Genomic DNA, 19,683 nt, shown 5'->3' with positions numbered 1-19,683 from the left:
ATGTGTGAGGTCAGTCGTATTTTGTGCCGTTGACCCGTACGTAACCCGGAATATGCCATGACCGGCCTGTGCCATGGTGTGTCCAGTCCACCCCCTGTTTGCGGGGGGAGTCGTAGTAATAGCGGCCGACAACTTCCACCTGGTCGCCTTTTTTCACCCATGGCCAGTCGGGCGTGTGCATTTCATCCAGATTGGTGACAATGCGGATGGAAATGGACGAGGTGACAGCAAGGTAGAAGTACCCATGCAGGCCACTGCGGGTTTCCTTGGTAGTATGGGCAACGGACAGGACGGTGCCGCAGATATGGACGGGCACAGAGGCTTTGTGCCCGCCATTTTCAAAGTCTTTCTGCTGGGCCAGAAAACCCTGATTGTCGCAGTCGGCGGCAACGGTTTCGGGCACGGGCCGGGGCGAGTCCCAGCCCCGGCGGGCCTGTGCCTGATATGGTGCAAGGCTGACAAGGGCGCAGGCCAGCAGGCCGGGCAGGGCAAGGCGATATGCAAAGGGGCGCATGTGCGGTTGTCCTATAGCGGGGTGGCCACCAGCATGGGTGCTGGTGGGGTGATCAGGCGGTGACGATATAGTAAAGCCGAAGCGCCTTGTTTTGCTGCTTTTTTGTTGCGCAGGCGGTGCGTTTTATTTTTCGTTCAACAGGCGCAGGCGGTAGTCATCAAGCTGCTGCATGACCTCGGGTGTCGGCTGGGGCATGACCTGGTGCAACCGGCGCAGGGCGCGGATAATGGTGCCGATGACTACAAGCCGTGCGTACCATTTATGGTTTGCAGGAACGATGGTCCATGGCGCATGAGGGCGGGCAGTTTCGGCAATGGCGTCCTGATAGGCTTCGGTATAATTGTCCCAGAACTCACGCTCACGCAGGTCGTCGGGTGAGAATTTCCAGCGTTTTTCCGGGGTATCCAGGCGGGCCAGAAGGCGCTGGCGCTGCTCCTCCTGCGAGATATGCAGGAAGAATTTGAGTACAATCGTGCCCTGCCGTGCCAGATAATGCTCAAAATGTCGGATGTCGCTGTATCGCCCCTGCCAGAATTCGGGGGATTGCGTGTCGCCGCTCAGATGTTCGCGGGCCAGCACATCGGGGTGCACGCGGGAGATCAGGACGTTTTCGTACTGGCTACGGTTGAAAATCACAATCCGTCCGGCCTGTGGGGCGGACAGGTGAATACGCCATAAAAACCCGTGCAGCAGTTCTGTCGGGCCGGGCTGTTTGAAGGAGGTTACACCCACACCCTGCGGGTTAACCCCGGACATGACATGCTTGATCGTGCTGTCCTTGCCCGCCGTATCCATGCCTTGCAGAATAATCAGCAAGGAGTGGTTCTGGTTGGCGTAAAGGCGCTCCTGCAAGGATTGCAGCAGGGTTTTAACCTTTTTGAGCAGGCGTTTGCCGTCGTGCTTGTCCAGCCCGAAACCCCCGTCTTCGTCAGGGTTATACTGATCCAGCTTGAAGTTCTGGCCATCGGTGATCTGGTAATCGTCGAGTATCTTCAAAAATCGGGTCAGGGTGTTCATCAGCTTTGGCCTGCGTAGGATAAAGGGCGGAAATACCACGTTTACGGTCAGTGAACGAAAAATGACGTTAATCTTGTCAATGGGACAAGGATTTCTCATATCTTCAGGTATGACATCCACGCATTCCGCTTTCTCCGCCAACGCCATGTTGGAAAACGGTGTATCCCTGACGGGTATGCTGCTGGTTGCAACGCCTGTGCTGGAGGGGACACCCTTTGCGCGGGCCGTTATTTACGTGTGTGCGCATACGGCGGAAGGGGGCGCCATGGGGCTGGTGGTCAACCGTCGCCTGTCCCACCCGGACCTGGAAGAACTGCTGGGGCAGTTGCAGATCACTCCGGTAAGACCCCTGCGGCGTTTGGGGTTGTGCGTGGGTGGACCTGTGAACGAGGGCCACGGTCTTGTCCTGCACTCCTCCGACTGGGAGGGGGAGGAAAGCATGAGCGTGACCGAAAACGTGACCCTGACCGCCAGCACGGATGTGCTCAAGGACATTGCCGCAGGTCATGGTCCCAAGGATGCACTGCTGGCCATGGGCCATGCCGGATGGAGTGCTGGACAGGTGGAGGAGGAAATCCTGCATCATGATGCCTGGCTGATTGCCCCCGCGACACGGGACCTGCTGTTTGGCACCGACCAGACAGCAAAATGGCGCAGGGCGCTGGCGTCTATCAGGATTGATCCTGCCCGGCTGACTGGGCAGACCGGCCACGCCTGACAGGCGGAGGATGGTTTACGGGTTAGAGGGAGGTGAGGGGTGGTGGCTCCGCAGCCTCATCAGCAGGTGGTGAGAGCAGGCTGCTTCCCTCTGGCCGTCTGGCCCAGCGCCAGGAGTAAATGCCCTGTCGGGCCAGTTCCCGGTGGATAATCATGATCGGCCACTGGCTTGCTCCGTCATGTGTGCCCATACCGCCGGGTGTGCATAAAAGCCGCGCCAGAGCCTCGATCAGTGTGACAGAACGGTGCCGTCCGCCGGAACACCCAATGGCGATGGTGGCGTATTTTTTGCCTTCCTGCACAAAGCGGGGCAGCACCAGCCGCAGGATACCGTGGATCTGCTCCAGAAACGGCAGGTAGTCTGGGTCCGCCGCCACATAGTCGGCCACGTCCTGCTCCAGCCCGGTGCGTGGGGCCAGGGCGGGGTCGTAATGCGGGTTTCGCAGAAAGCGCGCATCCAGCACGATATCTGCCTCCCGCGGCAGCCCTTGCGGGTAGGCAAAGGACATCAGGGCCACGGTCAGCCCTTCGCTGCCATGGCCTTCCCAGGGGCTAAAGCGGCTTTCCACAAACTGGCGCAGTTCTGGGGGCGGCATGTCGGTGGTGTCGATAACAAGGTCGGCCGCAGCCCGCAGGGGGGCTGTCAGGGCGGTTTCGGCCTCTATCCCTTCCTTGATGCTACCATGCAGGGCCAGCGGGTGCCGCCGCCGGGTTGCGGTATAGCGGCGCAGCAGCACGTTTTCATCGGCAGTGGCGTAAATCAGTTCCACCCGCAGGTGCGGGTTGACCCGTAGCCGGGCGACTGCGTCCAGCACGCTGGAGGCGTCAAAGCCACGGGTGCGGGAATCGACGCCAATGGCCACCGGCCGCTCGGCCCGCGCGACAATATCATCGAGCATGCCTAGGGGCGGATTGTCGATGACCTCGTGGTCAAGGTCTTCCAGAATCCGCAGGATGGATGATTTGCCTGCTCCAGACAGCCCGGTGACCAGCAGAATGCGACGCGGTGCGGCCGTACCATCCGCCGTGAGCATTGAGCAGCTTCCTCTATTCCCCCTTCAGTGGCTGGCAGCGTTGCCGTGTAGCCCTGTGGTGTGGCGGGGTGGTGTGTCTTCAGAACGTGGTAGCGCAGTCTAGAGCAGTTCCGGTGCTTCTGAGAAGCCGTTATCATCAGGGCTGACATTCCGGCTTGGCACGTCAGGGCGCGGCTTGGTCTGCTACAGCGGGGGGCAGAAACCATTTGCGGTTGAGGTCTGCTTGCCATACACACGGCGCCTGTGATGAAAAACCGAAAAAACGAACGTAACAGCCGTCAGGCTTCCACCGCTCCGCGCGTGTGCCAGACTGTGGACGGGCTGTTGCTGAAAAACCTGCATGCCGCCGAATTCAAGGGTGTGGATGTGGCGGACCAGTGCCGGGCTGCGTTCGAACAGGGGGAAGCCCTGTTGAAGGAGTACGGCTTTACCCTGCGCGATGTGACGCAGCTTGTCTGCCTGATTGCGGATGCTGACAATTTTCCCGCCTGTTTTCCGGTTTTTCGCCAGTATTTTGGCGAGGCCTCACCCGCCATGCGGCTGATCTGGCTTAAAAATACCCCCCGTTCAGCCCCAGGTGTGACGTTTGACCTGCTGGTCACCCATTATGATGAAGACATGGGCGACGCAGAACTGGCTGCCTGAGCAACTGCCCCGTAACCTCAGCGTGGCTGGGCGCGGGGAAGTTGGATGGTAAAGCATGCGCCGGTGACCCGGCCGTGTTCGTCATGCAGGTTTTCCACACGGATGGCCCCATGCAGCGCCTCGACAATCTGGCGGCTGATGGACAGGCCAAGGCCTGAATGCTGGCCAAAATTCTCACTTTTGGGCCGTTCTGAATAGAAACGGTCAAAAATGGAATCCAGCTTGGCTTCGGGAATACCCGGTCCCTCATCCATGACAGAAATAGTCACGGTTTTGCCGTTGGGGGCAGCGTAGAGAATAATCCGACCGTCGGGCGGGGAAAAAGAAATGGCGTTGCCAATCAGGTTGCGCAGCACCTGCACCAGCCTGTCCTCTACCGCCAGTACCCGTAGCGGGGTGCCTGCTGTGTCCTGGCGGATATCGGTCAGCACAACAGGCTGCCCTTCCTGCCGGGTCGCCTGATGGATTTCTGCCAGAACCGACAGGAGCGGGGCAATTTCCACAGGTTTTGCTTTGGCGCGGGATAGTTCAGCGTCCAGGCGGCTGGCGTCCGAAATATCCGTAATCAGGCGGTCCAGCCGCCGGACATCATCGTTGATGATGGTCAGCAGCCTGCGCTGCTGGTTCAGGTCTTCAATCCTTAGCAGTGTTTCAATGGCGGAGCGGATTGAGGACAGCGGGTTCTTGATCTCGTGGCTGACATCGGCGGCAAAGCGTTCAATGGCGTCCATGCGTTTCCACAATGCCTGGGCGCTGACCTGTAGGGCGCGGGCCACTTCCCCTATTTCATCCCGTCGGGCCAGCAGGCGCGCAGGCACGGTGCCCGTACGGCCGGAACTGTCACGCATGACCTGGGCCGACGCGGCAAGCCGCAGCAGGGGGCGGGCGATTGTCAGCGACAGGTACCACGACAGCAGCACGGTCAGCACCAGCGCCATGAAGAACAGCGAAAGAATGGTCGAGCGAATGGCAAAGAGCGAGCGGTCCACCTGCGAGGCCACGCGTGTGAGCTGGATGATCCCGACCGTCCGCCCGTTGTGAATGACCGGTTCTGCCACCGTAATCAGCAGCCGACCGCGCGCTGTGCGGCGGATGTAGGGGGGTGTTTCTGGCGGCGGACGGGGGCCACCATGCTCTTCCGGATTACCTTGGTGCAGGGGGCCGGGCGGGTGGTCGGGAATATCCTCCTCATCACTGTCGAGGGTGACAATGCGCGGATTATGGCTGGCCCAGAGCCAGGTCAGAAAACGCTCGTAAGGACCTGGCTGCGTGGTGGGGGGGAAGGGGATGGTGCGTACCGCTGGGTGGGGGCGTGGCTCGGGCGGTGCATCCATAATGTCGGACAGGTCCGACAGGTTGTCGGCCACCAATGCACCATCAGGCCCAAACAGGCGGGCGTGGGCGTTGGGGCTGGGCTCGGTCAGGCGTTGCAGCAGGGGGCGTGCCAGCGCACTTTCCAGCGCGTAGGTCTTGTCCTGCCCGTCCAGCCCGCGGGTATGGCCGGTGACACGCACGGCACTCTGGCCCAGAGCACCGGCATAAATACGGGCCTGTTCCCGCAGGGCTGTGACTTCCGTTGTCAGCAGGCTGTTCCGGAACTGGTTGAGGAACAGCAGCGTGACCCCCAGCAGGGCCAGAGGCAGGATGTTGACCAGCAGCACCCTGCGCATCAGTGGGGAGATCAGCCGTGTGCGAGATGCCCGGTAGGCAGCCGTGGCCTCCACGCTCCGCTGCGGGCGCTGCCCCGGAATACGCAGGTTGCGCAGGGCCAGCGCCTGCCGTGACAGGGGGGCGAGGAAGGGAATGCGGGGGCGGCCGGACATAGGCTGCGGGTCAGTCCTCGCGGTAGCGGTAGCCGATACCGTACAGGGTTTCTATCTGGTTGAAGTCGTCATCAACCTGGCGGAACTTTTTGCGCACGCGCTTGATGTGGCTGTCGATGGTTCTGTCATCAACATAGACGGTGTCGCCATAGGCAGCGTCTATCAACTGGTCGCGGGACTTTACCAGCCCCGGCCTGTGGGCCAGGGTTTTGACAAGCAGGAACTCGGTGACAGTCAGCGGTACATCCTGCCCTTTCCAGGTGCATTTGTGGCGCATTTCATCCAGCGACAGGTCGCCCCGCACCAGCGTGCCACCAGCGGGTGTGCCCGAGGCCTCGGCCCGGCTGGCATCATTGCGGCGCAGCAGGGCGCGGATGCGTTCCAGCAGCAGCCGCTGCGAAAACGGTTTTGTAATATAATCGTCCGCTCCAAGGCGCAGGCCCATGAGCTGATCGACTTCCTCGCTTTTGGATGACAGGAAAATAACCGGCAGGTTGGTACGTGTACGCAGCCGCTGGAGCAGTTCCATCCCGTCCATACGGGGCATCTTGATATCCAGCACGGCCAGATCGACCGGGTAGGCCGTCAGTCCTTGCAGGGCAGCCTCCCCATCCGTGTAGGTGCGCACAGTGAAGCCTTCGGCTTCCAGCGTCATCTGGACCGAAGTCAGGATGTTACGATCATCATCGACCAGCGCTATTGTCTGCTTGGTGCGCTCAGTCATCATCCATATGTTCCTTTAATCTGCCCCTGCCATCGGCGCGAACTTGCTAAAATAGGCTGTGCCACGCAGGCATGCCAAGAGCTGCGACCCCGTATCGCACGCTTTTTTCAGCACGTGGAGCGCGTGATGTAAAATCCTGCGTGGCGGAATGGCCAGAGGTCTTGCCCCGCGCGGTGGTGTTGCCTACTTGGTAAGGTATGAGCAACGACACAGAATCCACCCAGGTCGAGACCCCGGCGGAGCCGGGCCAGGCCGAGCAGCACGCCTCTCACCCGGAAGATACGGCCGGGGGGCAGCAGTCCCATATCCAGGACCTTGAACGTTCTGTTGAGGAGTTCAGGGAAAAATGGATGCGTGCCGAGGCGGAGAACCAGAATCTCCTCGCCCGCGCCAAGCGCGACGTGGAGGACGCCCGCCAGTACGCCGTGCAGAAGTTCGCACGTGATGTGGTCGAGGCGGCGGAAAACCTCCGCCGTGCGCTGGCCAGCCTGCCCCCCGCGCAGGAAGGTGAGGACAATGTCCTGACCAAAATGCGCGAAGGCATTGAAAGCACGGAGCGTTCTTTCATCTCCATTCTGGAGCGGCACGGCATCCAGTGTGATGACCCCGCAGGCAAGGCGTTTGACGCCAACCTGCACCAGGCCATGGCAGAACAGCCCAGCACCGAGCATACGCCGGGCACCGTCATGCAGGCATGGACACCGACATGGACCCTCCATGGCCGGTTGCTCAAGCCCGCTATGGTTGTTGTGGCCAAGGCGTCCGAGGGCGCCTGAACCGCAGTGTGGCAGGAGAATAAAAATCCTGCCACGGTGGCGCCTGCATTGTCTTGAAAAAGAACAGACGCCACCATACATCTGATTTGTCATTACGGGGTTGCCCTGATGGTTCATGGGGCAGAACCTGCATGAATAACAATAGAGTAAGGGGCCTGTCTGGTGCTTCGGGCCGGACAGGGTCGCTGAAGGGAGCTTAAATTGAGCAAAGTTATTGGTATTGACCTCGGCACCACCAACTCCTGCGTGGCCGTGCGCGAAGGCAACGAAACAAAAGTTATTGAAAACAGCGAAGGCGCACGCACAACGCCGTCCATGGTCGCTTTCACCGAAGGTGGTGAAATGCTCGTCGGGCAGGCTGCCAAGCGCCAGGCTGTGACTAACCCGGCCAACACCCTGTATGCCGTCAAGCGCCTGATCGGTCGCCGCTTTGGGGACGCAACCGTCCAGAAAGACAAGGACATGGTGCCCTACGCCATTGTCAACGGCGACAACGGCGACGCATGGGTTGAGGCACGCGGCACGAAATACGCCCCCTCGCAGATTTCCGCTTTTGTCCTGGGCAAGATGAAGGAAACCGCCGAGGCTTACCTGGGCGAGAAAGTGACGCAGGCCGTCATTACCGTTCCGGCATACTTCAATGACGCACAGCGTCAGGCGACCAAGGATGCGGGCAAGATTGCCGGTCTGGAAGTCCTGCGTATCATCAACGAGCCGACAGCAGCAGCTCTGGCCTATGGTCTGGAAAAGAAGAGCGGCGGCACGGTTGCGGTTTATGACCTTGGCGGCGGCACCTTCGACGTTTCCGTGCTGGAAATTTCCGACGGCGTGATCGAAGTGAAGTCCACCAACGGTGACACCTTCCTGGGTGGTGAAGACTTCGACAACCGCATCATCGCGTTCCTGGCTGACGAGTTCAAGCGTGAGCAGGGCATTGACCTGCGCTCCGACAAGCTGGCTCTGCAGCGTCTGAAGGAAGCCGCTGAAAAGGCAAAGATCGAGCTTTCCTCCTCCAAGGAAACCGAAATCAACCTGCCGTTCATCACGGCTGACGCGTCTGGCCCCAAGCACCTTGTGCTCAAGCTGACCCGCGCCAAGCTGGAAAGCCTGGTGGACGACCTGATCCAGCGCACGCTGGAACCCTGCCGCGCCGCGCTGAAGGATGCCGCCCTGTCCGCATCCCAGATTGACGAAGTCATCCTGGTCGGCGGTATGACCCGCATGCCCAAGGTCATTGAGATCGTTAAGGAATTCTTTGGCAAAGACCCGGCCCGCAACGTCAACCCTGATGAAGTGGTGGCCATTGGTGCAGCCATTCAGGGCGCTGTGCTCAAGGGTGATGTCAAGGACGTCCTGCTGCTGGACGTGACCCCGCTTTCCCTCGGGATTGAAACGCTGGGTGGCGTGTTCACCCGCCTGATCGACCGTAACACCACCATTCCGACCAAGAAGAGCCAGGTGTTCTCCACGGCGGAAGACAATCAGGGCGCTGTGACCATCAAGGTCTATCAGGGCGAGCGCGAAATGGCGGCAGACAACAAGCTGCTGGGCAATTTCGACCTCACCGGTATTCCTGCCGCACCGCGTGGCGTGCCGCAGATCGAAGTTACCTTCGATATCGACGCCAACGGCATTGTGTCCGTGTCCGCCAAGGACAAGGCCACAGGCAAGGAACAGCAGATCAAGATCCAGGCCTCTGGCGGTCTGTCCGACACCGACATCGAAAAGATGGTGAAGGACGCCGAAGCCAACGCAGCAGCCGACAAGGCCAAGCGCGAACTGGTGGAAGCCCGTAACAGTGCCGAAGCTCTTGTCCACCAGACTGAAAAGTCTCTGACGGATGCGGGCGACAAGGTGCCTGCCGCCGACAAGAGCGAAGCCGAGGGCGCTATTGCTGCCGTCAAGGCAGCTCTGGAAGGCAGCGATGCGGAAGCCCTGAAGAGCGCTACCGAACGTCTGACCCAGGCCGCCATGAAAGTGGGTGAAGCCGCTTACAAGGCCGAGCAGGCAGCCGGTGAAGGCCAGCCAGCCGGTGCGGCCAAGGCTGACGAAAAGGACATCGTTGACGCAGACTTTGAAGACGTGAACGATAGCAAAAAGTCCTGATCGGGCGCACGCAACCGGGGTGGCCATGACAGCGGGAGTGGCCACCCCGCCTTGATTTTCTGGCGTCCGTGCTTCCCAGAAGGCGGACGCCTTTTTACATTCAGGACAGATGCTGTGCTCGCGCGGGGGCAGCTTCGAGAGGACACCAATGGCCACGCAGCTTGACTATTACGAAATTCTTGAGATTTCCCGAACGGCATCGTCAGAAGAAATCAAGAAATCCTATCGCAAGCTGGCCATGAAATATCACCCAGACCGCAATCAGGGTGACGACACAGCCGAGGCCAAGTTCAAGGAAATCAATCAGGCGTACGACATCCTCAAGGATGAGCAGAAGCGTGCAGCCTACGACCGGTTTGGCCATGCGGCCTTTGAAGGCGGCGGCGGTGCAGGGCCAGGCGGATTTGATTTCAGCGGCTTTGGTGGCGGCGGTCTGGGCGATATTTTTGAGCAGATGTTCGGTGACATGATGGGTGGCCGCCGTGGCGGTCAGGCCCGGAGTGGCAACGACATTCAGGCCCATGTTGAAATCACGTTGGAAGAAGCCTTTGCAGGGGTGCAGAAGGATGTGCGGGTCATAACCCGTGTCGCCTGCGAAAGCTGCGGGGGTTCCGGCTCCAGTGATGGTGCTGCTGGTGTGCAGACCTGCCCAAGCTGCCATGGTGCGGGCAAGGTGCGGGCCCAGCAGGGCTTCTTTATTGTCGAACGGCCCTGTCCGACCTGCCATGGTGCTGGCCGTACCGTTAAAGACCCCTGCAAGGCCTGCCGAGGCGAAGGGACGGTGGAAAAGGAACGCATGGTTCCTGTCCAGATCCCCGCCGGGGTTGAGGACGGCACCCGTATCCGCCTGTCGGGTGAGGGCGAGGCAGGCAGCAATGGTGTGCCGCCGGGTGACCTGTATGTGCATGTTGCGGTGGCCGAGCACAGCATCTTCCAGCGCGACGGGGCCAATGTGTATTGCCGCGTGCCGCTGCGGATGGCGCAGGCAGCCCTGGGCACGGAAATTGAAGTGCCCGTCGTGGATGGCAGCCGCACTCAGGTAAAAATCCCAGCAGGAACACAGACGGGGTCGCATTTCCGTTTGCGCGGCAAGGGATTCTCGGTCCTGCGCTCCAGCGCGCGGGGCGACATGTATATTCAGGTCTCGGTGGAAACGCCCCAGCACCTGACCAAACGCCAGCGTGAACTGCTGGAAGAGTTTGAGAAAGAAGCCGGGGAGGATGTCAAACACAGCCCCGAACACACCGGTTTTTTCCGCCGCGTGCGTGATTTCTTTGAAGGGACGGAATAAGCCCGATGCGTATTGGTATTGCCGGAATTACCGGCCGTGTCGGCCGTCTGCTGGTCGAGGAAGTACAGGCTGCGGGGCTTGAAGTTGCCGGTGGGACCACTCGCCAGCTGGAGCAGGCGTCAGGCCTGCCCGCAGGGCTCAAGCTGTTTGCCACCATGGCGGAACTGGCAACGGTCAGCGACGCTGTGATTGACTTCACTCATGCGGACACAGTTGTGGCCCATGCGCGTGACCTGTCGGCCGCAGGCGTGGCCTGGGTGCTGGGTACAACCGGCCTATCCGATGCCCAACAGGCTGCCGTGCAGGACGCGGCTGGTCTGATTGCTGTGGTCCATGCTGCCAATTTTTCACCCGGCGTTACTCTGGTGCGTCGTCTGGCGTTGATGATGGGCCAGGCCCTGCCTGCCGAGTCCTACGACGCCGAGATTGTGGAAATGCACCATCGTCAGAAGGTGGATGCCCCGTCTGGCACAGCTCTGGCGATTGGGGAATCCGTGGCGCAGGGGCGTGGCGTGGTACTGGCGGATGTGCGCGAGAGCGGGCGTGATGGTCATTGCGGTGCCCGCAGCCCCGGTGCCATTGGCTTTGCAGCCCTGCGTGGTGGCCAGATTGTGGGAGAGCACGAAGTGCTTTTCACCTCTGCGGATGAGCAGATCACCCTGACACATCGGGCCTTTGACCGGCGCATTTTCGCCACCGGTGCTGTCCGGGCAGCCCGTTGGGTTGCGGGGCGTCCGGCTGGTCTGTACGGCATGGAAGACGTGCTGGGTCTGCCCCCCCTGTAAAGGTTTTGGTGGCGGAATTGTTACGTTATGGCCTCGTTCCGGGTGTGGAGTCCTGCACGCCGGGGCGTGGGGTAAGGGGGGTGGGAACACCCTTGACCATTGGCTAGTATCCCGTCATACGGTGCCGTCCCCTGTTGTGTGGGGATGGTCACCTGTTTCCTTTTTCACTCACCGTGAGGCGAACGGCACCACCATGCGTAAAGACGGCGATTTTCTGTTTACTTCGGAATCCGTTTCCGAAGGGCACCCCGATAAGGTTGCTGACCGGATCAGCGATACTGTTCTGGATGCGTATCTTGCAGCAGACCCGGAAGCCCGTGTCGCCTGTGAAACGCTGGTGACCACCAACCGTATCGTCCTGGCGGGCGAAGTGCGTGGCCCGGCTTCTGTCACGTCCGAAAAGCTGATTGAACTGGCGCGCGAAGCCGTCAAGGACATTGGCTACGACCAGGAAGGCTTTTCCTGGCGTCGGGCTGATGCAGCCAACTACCTGCATGCTCAGTCCGCTGACATTGCCGTTGGCGTGGACAGCACCTCCGACAAGGACGAAGGCGCTGGTGACCAGGGCATCATGTTCGGTTACGCGTCCAACGAGACCGATACTCTTATGCCTGCGCCGCTGTATTACGCGCACCGCATTCTGCACCGTATCCGCGACCTGCGCCGCGCTGGCGACTCCCGCGTGGCAGGCCTGCAGCCCGATGCCAAAAGCCAGGTGACCCTGCGCTACGTCAACGGCCGCCCGGTCGGGGCAACGTCTGTCGTCATTTCCACCCAGCATGATCTGGGGCTGGACCAGTCCGTCCTGCGCGCCGGCCTGCTGGATGTGACGCGTGAAGTCCTGCCCGAAGGCTGGATGCCGCCTGAGAACGAATTTTATGCCAACCCGACCGGCGTGTTCGTCATCGGTGGCCCCGATGGGGATTGCGGCCTGACCGGGCGCAAGATCATTGTGGACACTTACGGTGGTGCAGCCCCGCATGGTGGTGGCGCATTCTCCGGCAAGGACCCCACCAAGGTGGACCGTTCCGCTGCCTATGCCTGCCGCTACCTGGCTAAGAACGTAGTTGCTGCCGGTCTGGCCGACCGTTGCACCATCCAGCTTTCCTACGCCATTGGCGTGTCTCATCCTCTGTCTGTCTATGTTGACCTGGACGAGACCGGCAAGGATGTGGACGAAGCCCGCTTGGGTGAAGCCCTGCGTGAGGTCATGGACCTGACGCCGCGCGGTATTCGTAAGCACCTGCGCCTGAACCGCCCGATCTATGCGGTGACATCTGCCTACGGCCACTTCGGCCGTACGCCTGATGATGCGCTGGATAACTTTACCTGGGAACGTACCGATCTGGTCGACGCCCTGCGTACCGCGCTGAAGCGCTAATAGAGGGCAGGCAGCGATCATGACGGAGGACAAGGGCCAGCCGGTTATCGGTCAGCCTGATACGGTGGATGTCAAACCCCCACCGGAGCGCCTGTATGGCCGCCAGCGCGGCCACCCGCTTCGCCCCCGTCAGGAGCGACTGCTGGACGAAACACTGCCCCGTATGCGCTTTCCGCTGGAGCGGGCGGCGCAGATCGCGGCGGTGTTTGACAAGGCACCAGAGCAGATCTGGTTCGAGGTGGGTTTTGGTGGGGGCGAGCACGTTCTGGCCCAGACCCAGGCCCACCCCGACGTTGGCTATGTTGCCTCGGAAGTTTTCCATAATGGTCTGTGCTCCCTGCTGAGCCGGTTGGTGCCGGTAGGGCAGGAAGCAACAGCCCCCGTGCCTGGCATGCTGCGGCTATGGGATGATGACGCCCGTCTGGTGCTCAGGGCCCTGCCCGATGCCGTGCTGGACCGGTTGTTTCTGATGTTCCCAGATCCCTGGCCCAAGGCCCGGCACGCCAAACGGCGCTTTGTGCACCCGCAGAACGTGGCGCTCGTTGCCCGTGTTCTTAAACCCGGTGCTGTCTGGCGTGTGGCCAGTGACGACCCGACCTACCAGAACTGGGTGCGTGAGGTCATGGCCGATCAACCGTATTTTGACGCGCCTGAACCCGCTACTGTCAGGCCGGAAGGGTGGTTCCCCACCCGTTACGAGGCCAAGGCCATCGCGGCGGGCCGTCAGCCGCTTTACTGGACATTCACCCGCCGCTAAGGCGGGTGTCTTCGTTTTTCTGGGTTTTCTGGCTGCTTTCCCGCATATGACATGGTGGCCAGCTAGCCCCATTCCGTTTTTGCCGTGCGAAAGGTCTCCCCATGAGCCAGACACCGCTGCCTATCCGGCGCGCTCTTATTTCTGTTTCCGACAAGACCGGCCTGCTTGACCTTGCCCGGGCGCTGAGCGCACAGGGTGCGGAAATTCTGTCCACCGGCGGTTCCGCCAAGGCCCTGCGTGACGCAGGTGTGCCGGTTACGGAAGTGTCTGATCACACGGGTTTCCCCGAAATTCTCGACGGGCGGGTGAAGACGCTTGTGCCGCAGATCCATGGTGGCATTCTTGGCCGCCGCGACCTGCCAGCCCATCTGGCGCAGATGGAAGAGCACGGCATTGCCCCGATCGATCTGGTTGCCGTCAACCTCTACCCCTTTGAAAAGACGGTTGCATCTGGCGCGGATGCGGAAACCTGCATCGAGAACATTGATATCGGCGGCCCGGCCCTGATCCGTGCGGCTGCCAAAAACCATGGCCATGTTGTTGTTCTGACCGATCCGGCCCAGTACGAAGGTCTGATCGACGCGCTGGGCGATGGTGGCACGTCGCTTGACTTCCGCAGGAGCCTGGCTGGTGCCGCCTATGCCCGCACGGCTGCGTATGATGCCGCCATTGCTGCCTGGTTTGCCCAGCAGGCAGGCCAGCCCCTAGCTGACCGCTTTATTCTGGCCGGGCAGAAGGCCGAAAGCCTGCGCTATGGTGAAAACCCGCACCAGCAGGCGGCGTTCTACCGCGATGGCAGCACCCGGCCGGGTGTGGCTACGGCTGTGCAGTTGCAGGGCAAGTCCCTGTCCTACAACAACATCAACGATACTGATGCGGCTTTTGAGGCTGTGGCCGAATTTGACAGCCCGGCGGTGGTCATTGTCAAACATGCCAACCCCTGTGGTGTGGCTGTTGCCCCGACGCTGTCCGCCGCGTGGGATCAGGCTCTGAAGTGTGACCCGGTGTCGGCCTTTGGCGGCATTGTCGCCCTGAACCGCATGCTGGATGCGGAAACGGCTGAGAAAATTTCGACCCTGTTTACCGAAGTCATTGTCGCCCCGGATGCGGAAGAAGCCGCGCGTGAACTTCTGGCCCGCAAGAAAAACCTGCGGCTGCTGCTGACAGGCGGCCTGCCGGACCCGGCAGCAGCGGGGCTGGTTGTGCGCTCTGTTGCGGGTGGCTTTCTGGCCCAGACCCGCGACAATGGCCGCATTACGCGCGAAAGCCTGCGGGTTGTGACCAAGCGCGCGCCGTCCGGTCAGGAAATGGATGATCTTCTGTTTGCTTTCCGTGTGGCCAAGCATGTGAAGTCCAACGCCATTGTCTATGCCAAAAACGGGGCAACCGTTGGTGTGGGTGCCGGACAGATGAGCCGCGTTGATTCAGCCCGGATTGCTGCCTCCAAAAGTGGGGAGGCCGCGCGTGCCGCTGGGCTGGATACCCCGCTGACACAGGGCTCCGTTGCTGCGTCGGATGCGTTCTTCCCGTTTGCTGACGGGCTGGAAACCATTGTTGCCGCAGGGGCAACGGCTGTGATCCAGCCCGGTGGCTCCATCCGCGATGATGAGGTGATTGCCGCAGCCGATGCCGCCGGGATTGCCATGGTCTTTACCGGTATGCGCCATTTCCGCCACTGACACGCTTTTCCCGCTCTTGCGGGAAAGGCCTTTCATGGCCGAGTATATCAACCGAATCTCATGTCATTGCCCGTTCCGCCATTATTGATGGCGGAACGGTGCTTTTGTTATCGGTTGAGTGATGCGCCATCAGTCTTTTGTGCCAGCAGCCCTGCTGGCGTTTTCCTGTGCTGTTACCCCTCTGGCCCATGCGGCGGCACCCAAACCGGCGGCCCATAGCCAGCCACCAGCGCTCAGCCCTGGGGAAATTGCCAGCCAGGGGGTTTATGACCTCAGCCCCCTGCGTGTTTTTACGGGTAAGATTGTCCAGTTCCTGCTCTCACCCAACGGTGCGGTGACAGGTTTTGTGCTGGAGAGTGGTGAGCAGGTTTTTGTCACCCCAGAGGAAGGCCACGCCTTTGCAGGGCTGGCCAAACCTGGTGATACCGTGCAGGTGCGCGGGCTTAAAAGCACGACATTGCCCATTATCCGCGCATTTGAAGTGACCAGCGCTCAAGGCCGCAGCGTGCGTGACACGTTTATCAGCATGCCCCAGCATTCCCCGGAGATGATCGCAGGGTCGGATCTGGTACTGCATGGTGAAATCTGGATGCCGCTGTACACCATGGGCGGGCAGGTTGCGGGTGTTATCCTTAAAAACCATGCGCTGGTTCATCTGGCACCGGGTGAAGCCACACGTGTTGCGGCTATGCTCAAGCCGGGGCAGGAGCTTTATGCTGTCGGTACGGGCAGCAACGGGGCCATGGGCACGGCAATCAGTGCGCGGGAACTTGGCCCGACGATGGAAACCATGGTGCCAATTGTTGTCGGCAATGCGCCCCCACCCGGTCCTGCCGCAGGCAGCGCGGGCTATGATGTGATTGGCGTGCCCACCACACATTGAAAATTCTGTGACCAATGCCAGCGTAATGGTCAGTATGAGCAAAGGGGGCAGAACTCCCCCGGCTTTCATGCGTTAACAAGGTCTATCCAAAAAGCCACCCGCCTTTCTGGCGTGGCGAAGCGGAGATAACCAATGGCCTTTTTACGCTGGGTTCTGCTGTTTCTGATCCTTGCCCTGGTTGCGTCCCTGCTCGGGTTTCATGGCATGGCCTCCGGGCTTTCGGAAATTGCCAAGGCCTTACTGTTCATTTTTGTTATTCTGCTGGTGATCAGCCTCTTTTTCGGCGGGCGATCGACGTCCTGACCATGGCGTTGTGCCGGGTCATGGTCTGAATAAGTAGCAAGAATGGAATGTTAAACATCTGCCCGGTGCTCAAACACCGGGCAGAGTGGTTTTTCAGCCCTCGATCTGGCTGAAGTCGGCAATAAGCCGCATCATCCGCACCAGGCGGAACAGCAGGTGCAGCCTGTTCAGGCGCAGGGCAGCCTCTGGCGCGTTGACCGTGACCTCTGCAAAGAAACTGTCCAGCGTCTGACGCAGGCTTGCGGCCTCACGCATGGCGTCGGTAAATTTCTCTTCCGCAAAGGCGGCTTCCACGGCTGGTTCAACCCGCTCAAGGGCTGCAAACAGGGCGCGTTCCTCTTCCTGCTGGAACAGGGCGGGGTCGGGACTGCCTTCATGCGGCCCGTCCTTCTTGTCCTCAATTCGCAGGATGTTGGTGGCCCTGCGGGTTGCCGCCAGCAGGTTGGCTCCATCTTCCGTTTCCAGCATGGCCTGCAGGGCCTGTGCGCGGGCCAGCAGACGGACGATATCCGTGTCTGTATTGCCAACCGAGATGGCAGCAAGGCAGTCATGCCGTGCCCCTTCGGAGCGGAGCTGTACGCGCAGGCGTTCGGCCATGAACTGCGGCAGCAGGGCAAGGTCGGGGGCGTCACGCAGGTCGGCGGGCAGGGCTTCCGCTGCCAGGGTAAACAGCTTGACCAGATCAAGCCGCAGTCCGTTTTCACGGATCAGGCGGATAATGCCCAGGGCTGCGCGGCGCAGACCGAAGGGGTCGCCCGAGCCTGATGGTTTTTCACCAGCAGCAAAAAAGGCTGTCAGCATGTCCAGCCGGTCGGCCAGACCCAGCACGACAGCAACAGGGGCTGTGGGTACGGTGTCGCCTGGGCCGCGTGGGGTGTAGTGCTCCCCTATGGCCTGTGCGACTTCTGCCGCCTCACCATCATGCGTGGCGTAGTAGCCGCCCATGACGCCCTGGAGTTCGGGGAACTCCCCAACCATGCCGGTTGTCAGGTCGGTTTTGGCCAGCAGGGCTGCGCGCTCGCACAGGGCAACGGGTGCCCCTGTCATGCCTGCAATCAGTCCGGCAAGGCGTACGGTGCGGCGCACGCGTTCACCCTGAGACCCAAGACGGGCGTGGAAGGTAATGCTGTCCAGCAGGGGCAGACGGCTTTCCAGTGTCCGCTTGCGGTCCAGATCCCAGAAATGCCGGGCATCGGCAAAGCGGGCGCGCAGCACGCGTTCGTTCCCGGCTACGACCAGTGCGCCATCATCACTGGGGATGATGTTGGCAACAAAGGCAAAGCGGGATGCGGCGCTGCCGTCGGCCTGACGCAGTGCAAAATAGCGCTGGTTGACGCGCATGGACACCTGCATGACCTCGGGCGGCAGGTCCATGAAGATGTCGTCAATCTGGCCAAGGAAAGGTACGGGCCATTCTACCAGCCCGGCAACTTCCTCCACCAGCCCGGCATCGGGCACAATGCTCAGTCCTTCGCTGGTGGCCAGCGCGTTGAGGGCAGAGGTAATGCTCTCACGTCGTTCTGCGGCATCCACCATGACATGGCGTGCGCGCAGGGTTTCCTGCCAGTGTGCGGCGCTGGTGACAGCCACAGCACCGGGGTTGAGGAAGCGGTGCCCCTCTGTCAGGTCTGCGGCTTGCAGGCCATGGCCGGTGTCGTCGCCCTGTGCAAGGGTAAAGGGCACAACCTGCCCATCAAGCAGGCACAGGATGCGGCGCAGGGGGCGGACCCAGGTAAAGCTGCTGCCAGCGCCCCAGCGCATGGATTTGGGCCAGGGGAAGCGGCGCAGCAGTTCGGGCAGTACAGCTGCAATATGCTGTGGCGCGGCCAGAGCAGGTTCTTCCCGCTCCAGCAGCCAGAACCCGTCCTTGAGGGTCAGGGCCTCCTGGGTAACGCCATGCTTGCGGGTAAAGCCCTCCAGCGCCTTGGGGGGGGCACCCTCGCGCGGGCCACGTTCGGACACTGTGCGGCCCGGGACTTCGGTAGCCACAGTCAGACTGGCGGCAATGCGGCGCGGGCCGGTGTAGGCTGTGGCGTTGGTCGGGCCAAGCGGGGCTAGGGCTTCGGCCAGTAGGCGCAGCAGGGTTTCGCCAGCCTGCTGCTGCATGCGGGCGGGAATTTCTTCAGAGAAGAGTTCAATCAGCAGTTCAGGCATGGTGTTATTGGTCCTCGCCAGCCAGCCAGGTTTCACAGCACAGTTTTGCCAGTGTGCGTACGCGGGCGATGTAGGATGCCCGTTCGCTGACACTGATCACACCGCGGGCGTCCAGCAGGTTAAACAGGTGGCTTGCCTTCAGGCACTGGTCGTAGGCGGGCTGGGCTACGCCGGCTTCGGCCAGGGCGACACTTTCCTTTTCGGCGTCGGCGAAGTGGCGCAGCAGTTTTTCAGTGCTGGCTAATTCAAAGTTGTGGCGCGAGTAGTCTTTTTCGGCCCGCAGGAACACATCCCCATAGGTCAGGCCTGCTCCGTTGAAGTCCAGATCGTACACATTTTCCACGCCCTGCACATACATGGCCAGGCGTTCCAGCCCGTATGTCAGCTCGGTGGAGGGCACGCTGACCGGAATACCGCCAACCTGCTGGAAGTAGGTAAACTGGGTGACTTCCATCCCGTCACACCAGACTTCCCACCCAAGGCCCCAGGCACCGATGGTCGGGTTTTCCCAGTCATCTTCCACAAAGCGGATGTCGTGCTTGTCGGGGTCGATCCCGATGGCGCGGTAGCTGTCCAGCAGCAGCTTCTGGCTTTCTTCCGGTGTGGGCTTCAGCAGAACCTGATATTGATAATAATGCTGCAGGCGGTTGGGATTTTCCCCATAGCGGCCATCGGACGGGCGGCGGCACGGTTGCACATAGGCTGCGCGCCACGGTTTGTTGCCCAGTGCGCGCAACGTGGTGTGGGGGGAAAGCGTGCCAGCGCCGACTTCCTGATCATAGGGCTGGAGTATGGCGCACCCCTGACGGGACCAGAACTGGTGCAGGGTCAGGATCAGGTCCTGAAAGGAAAGAGGCCGCCCAGTGGGGCGGGGAAACGCCGGGTCCATGGTCAGGAAAAAACTCCGCGTATGTGTATCGGTTCGGTCAGTAAGGCCCGCATGGGCCTACCTGTACGCTTACTCTTACAGTTCCATGGCGGCAGGGGGAAGGGAGGCTGTCAGGCAAGGGAGACTGTCATACCGTAGGCTCTTGCCATCAGCGGGCAGGCGCGCCACATGTTGGACAGACTGTCCTGCTAGGCAGGCTGAAACA

The 19,683-nt window shown here is 61.0% G+C and carries 18 protein-coding genes; 11 read left to right on the top strand and 7 right to left on the bottom strand.

Features of this window, described 5'->3' with window-relative positions:
* Positions 1–10: 10 nt before the first annotated feature.
* Together FLP30_RS02490 and FLP30_RS02485 are read right to left on the bottom strand one after the other, a co-directional pair.
* Positions 11–514 carry a DUF3465 domain-containing protein gene (locus FLP30_RS02490; RefSeq protein WP_149278335.1) on the bottom strand — a complete coding sequence of 168 codons (504 nt, stop codon included), beginning with the start codon at positions 512–514 and terminating at the stop codon, positions 11–13.
* 123 nt (positions 515–637) lie between these two features.
* Positions 638–1,531: a polyphosphate kinase 2 family protein gene (locus FLP30_RS02485; protein ID WP_149278326.1), complete on the bottom strand. Its 894-nt coding sequence runs from the start codon at positions 1,529–1,531 to the stop codon at positions 638–640.
* Positions 1,532–1,640: 109 nt separating this feature from the next.
* Between FLP30_RS02485 and FLP30_RS02480 the strand changes: the two genes are divergently transcribed.
* Complete coding sequence (locus tag FLP30_RS02480) at positions 1,641–2,249, top strand: YqgE/AlgH family protein (protein ID WP_149278318.1); 609 nt, start codon at positions 1,641–1,643, stop codon at positions 2,247–2,249.
* A gap of 22 nt (positions 2,250–2,271) precedes the next feature.
* Here FLP30_RS02480 and rapZ read toward each other — a convergent pair whose 3' ends face one another.
* The gene (rapZ, locus tag FLP30_RS02475) at positions 2,272–3,282 is read right to left on the bottom strand and encodes an RNase adapter RapZ (RefSeq protein ID WP_149278310.1); all 1,011 of its coding nucleotides are present in this window, start codon (positions 3,280–3,282) and stop codon (positions 2,272–2,274) included.
* A 246-nt stretch (positions 3,283–3,528) separates the two neighbouring features.
* On the opposite strand from rapZ, the gene FLP30_RS02470 reads away from it, so the two are divergent.
* Entirely contained in the window at positions 3,529–3,927 is a 399-nt protein-coding gene (locus tag FLP30_RS02470; protein ID WP_149278304.1) for a RidA family protein, read from the top strand.
* Positions 3,928–3,944: 17 nt separating this feature from the next.
* On the opposite strand, the gene FLP30_RS02465 is transcribed toward FLP30_RS02470, so the two are convergent.
* Together FLP30_RS02465 and FLP30_RS02460 are read right to left on the bottom strand one after the other, a co-directional pair.
* Positions 3,945–5,750, bottom strand: a complete 1,806-nt coding sequence (locus FLP30_RS02465; protein ID WP_149278296.1) for an ATP-binding protein — start codon at positions 5,748–5,750, stop codon at positions 3,945–3,947.
* Positions 5,751–5,760: 10 nt separating this feature from the next.
* Positions 5,761–6,474, bottom strand: a complete 714-nt coding sequence (locus tag FLP30_RS02460; protein WP_149280168.1) for a response regulator transcription factor — start codon at positions 6,472–6,474, stop codon at positions 5,761–5,763.
* A gap of 197 nt (positions 6,475–6,671) precedes the next feature.
* On the opposite strand from FLP30_RS02460, the gene FLP30_RS02455 reads away from it, so the two are divergent.
* The 9 genes from FLP30_RS02455 to FLP30_RS02415 all read left to right on the top strand — a co-directional run bounded on the left by FLP30_RS02455 (position 6,672) and on the right by FLP30_RS02415 (position 16,435).
* Positions 6,672–7,250: a nucleotide exchange factor GrpE gene (locus FLP30_RS02455; RefSeq protein ID WP_149278287.1), complete on the top strand. Its 579-nt coding sequence runs from the start codon at positions 6,672–6,674 to the stop codon at positions 7,248–7,250.
* Positions 7,251–7,451: 201 nt separating this feature from the next.
* Positions 7,452–9,356: a molecular chaperone DnaK gene (gene dnaK / locus FLP30_RS02450; RefSeq protein WP_149278279.1), complete on the top strand. Its 1,905-nt coding sequence runs from the start codon at positions 7,452–7,454 to the stop codon at positions 9,354–9,356.
* 148 nt (positions 9,357–9,504) lie between these two features.
* Positions 9,505–10,647, top strand: a complete 1,143-nt coding sequence (gene dnaJ / locus FLP30_RS02445; RefSeq protein ID WP_149278270.1) for a molecular chaperone DnaJ — start codon at positions 9,505–9,507, stop codon at positions 10,645–10,647.
* Positions 10,648–10,652: 5 nt separating this feature from the next.
* Positions 10,653–11,432 (top strand): 4-hydroxy-tetrahydrodipicolinate reductase, encoded by a 780-nt coding sequence (gene dapB, locus FLP30_RS02440; protein ID WP_149278263.1) that lies wholly within the window; start codon positions 10,653–10,655, stop codon positions 11,430–11,432.
* A 193-nt stretch (positions 11,433–11,625) separates the two neighbouring features.
* Positions 11,626–12,813: a methionine adenosyltransferase gene (gene metK / locus FLP30_RS02435; protein WP_149278254.1), complete on the top strand. Its 1,188-nt coding sequence runs from the start codon at positions 11,626–11,628 to the stop codon at positions 12,811–12,813.
* Between the two features lie 19 nt (positions 12,814–12,832).
* The gene (trmB, locus tag FLP30_RS02430) at positions 12,833–13,570 is read left to right on the top strand and encodes a tRNA (guanine(46)-N(7))-methyltransferase TrmB (protein ID WP_149278247.1); all 738 of its coding nucleotides are present in this window, start codon (positions 12,833–12,835) and stop codon (positions 13,568–13,570) included.
* Between the two features lie 101 nt (positions 13,571–13,671).
* A complete protein-coding gene (gene purH, locus FLP30_RS02425) occupies positions 13,672–15,249 on the top strand; it encodes a bifunctional phosphoribosylaminoimidazolecarboxamide formyltransferase/IMP cyclohydrolase (protein WP_149278240.1) in 1,578 nt (525 codons plus the stop codon).
* Positions 15,250–15,370: 121 nt separating this feature from the next.
* The gene (locus FLP30_RS02420; protein ID WP_149278233.1) at positions 15,371–16,132 is read left to right on the top strand and encodes a hypothetical protein; all 762 of its coding nucleotides are present in this window, start codon (positions 15,371–15,373) and stop codon (positions 16,130–16,132) included.
* A 132-nt stretch (positions 16,133–16,264) separates the two neighbouring features.
* Positions 16,265–16,435: a DUF1328 domain-containing protein gene (locus tag FLP30_RS02415; protein ID WP_149278228.1), complete on the top strand. Its 171-nt coding sequence runs from the start codon at positions 16,265–16,267 to the stop codon at positions 16,433–16,435.
* 93 nt (positions 16,436–16,528) lie between these two features.
* On the opposite strand, the gene glyS is transcribed toward FLP30_RS02415, so the two are convergent.
* Together glyS and FLP30_RS02405 are read right to left on the bottom strand one after the other, a co-directional pair.
* Positions 16,529–18,589 (bottom strand): glycine--tRNA ligase subunit beta, encoded by a 2,061-nt coding sequence (gene glyS, locus FLP30_RS02410; RefSeq protein ID WP_149278221.1) that lies wholly within the window; start codon positions 18,587–18,589, stop codon positions 16,529–16,531.
* Between the two features lie 4 nt (positions 18,590–18,593).
* The gene (locus tag FLP30_RS02405; RefSeq protein ID WP_149278214.1) at positions 18,594–19,478 is read right to left on the bottom strand and encodes a glycine--tRNA ligase subunit alpha; all 885 of its coding nucleotides are present in this window, start codon (positions 19,476–19,478) and stop codon (positions 18,594–18,596) included.
* Between the last annotated feature and the right edge of the window lie 205 nt (positions 19,479–19,683).

Origin of the sequence: Acetobacter vaccinii (genome assembly GCF_008365315.1) — a bacterium.
GTDB classification, from domain to species: domain Bacteria; phylum Pseudomonadota; class Alphaproteobacteria; order Acetobacterales; family Acetobacteraceae; genus Acetobacter; species Acetobacter vaccinii.
The sequence above is the reverse complement of the archived record's forward strand: the minus strand, read 5'-3'. Positions and strand labels throughout refer to the sequence as shown.

Coding starts and splice junctions, on each gene's coding strand:
- FLP30_RS02490 (WP_149278335.1), bottom strand. CDS start 514: ATGCGCCCCTTTGCATATCGCCTTGCCCTGCCCGGCCTGCTGGCCTGC.
- FLP30_RS02485 (WP_149278326.1), bottom strand. CDS start 1,531: ATGAACACCCTGACCCGATTTTTGAAGATACTCGACGATTACCAGATC.
- FLP30_RS02480 (WP_149278318.1), top strand. CDS start 1,641: ATGACATCCACGCATTCCGCTTTCTCCGCCAACGCCATGTTGGAAAAC.
- rapZ (WP_149278310.1), bottom strand. CDS start 3,282: ATGCTCACGGCGGATGGTACGGCCGCACCGCGTCGCATTCTGCTGGTC.
- FLP30_RS02470 (WP_149278304.1), top strand. CDS start 3,529: ATGAAAAACCGAAAAAACGAACGTAACAGCCGTCAGGCTTCCACCGCT.
- FLP30_RS02465 (WP_149278296.1), bottom strand. CDS start 5,750: ATGTCCGGCCGCCCCCGCATTCCCTTCCTCGCCCCCCTGTCACGGCAG.
- FLP30_RS02460 (WP_149280168.1), bottom strand. CDS start 6,474: ATGACTGAGCGCACCAAGCAGACAATAGCGCTGGTCGATGATGATCGT.
- FLP30_RS02455 (WP_149278287.1), top strand. CDS start 6,672: ATGAGCAACGACACAGAATCCACCCAGGTCGAGACCCCGGCGGAGCCG.
- dnaJ (WP_149278270.1), top strand. CDS start 9,505: ATGGCCACGCAGCTTGACTATTACGAAATTCTTGAGATTTCCCGAACG.
- dapB (WP_149278263.1), top strand. CDS start 10,653: ATGCGTATTGGTATTGCCGGAATTACCGGCCGTGTCGGCCGTCTGCTG.
- metK (WP_149278254.1), top strand. CDS start 11,626: ATGCGTAAAGACGGCGATTTTCTGTTTACTTCGGAATCCGTTTCCGAA.
- trmB (WP_149278247.1), top strand. CDS start 12,833: ATGACGGAGGACAAGGGCCAGCCGGTTATCGGTCAGCCTGATACGGTG.
- purH (WP_149278240.1), top strand. CDS start 13,672: ATGAGCCAGACACCGCTGCCTATCCGGCGCGCTCTTATTTCTGTTTCC.
- FLP30_RS02420 (WP_149278233.1), top strand. CDS start 15,371: ATGCGCCATCAGTCTTTTGTGCCAGCAGCCCTGCTGGCGTTTTCCTGT.
- FLP30_RS02415 (WP_149278228.1), top strand. CDS start 16,265: ATGGCCTTTTTACGCTGGGTTCTGCTGTTTCTGATCCTTGCCCTGGTT.
- glyS (WP_149278221.1), bottom strand. CDS start 18,589: ATGCCTGAACTGCTGATTGAACTCTTCTCTGAAGAAATTCCCGCCCGC.
- FLP30_RS02405 (WP_149278214.1), bottom strand. CDS start 19,478: ATGGACCCGGCGTTTCCCCGCCCCACTGGGCGGCCTCTTTCCTTTCAG.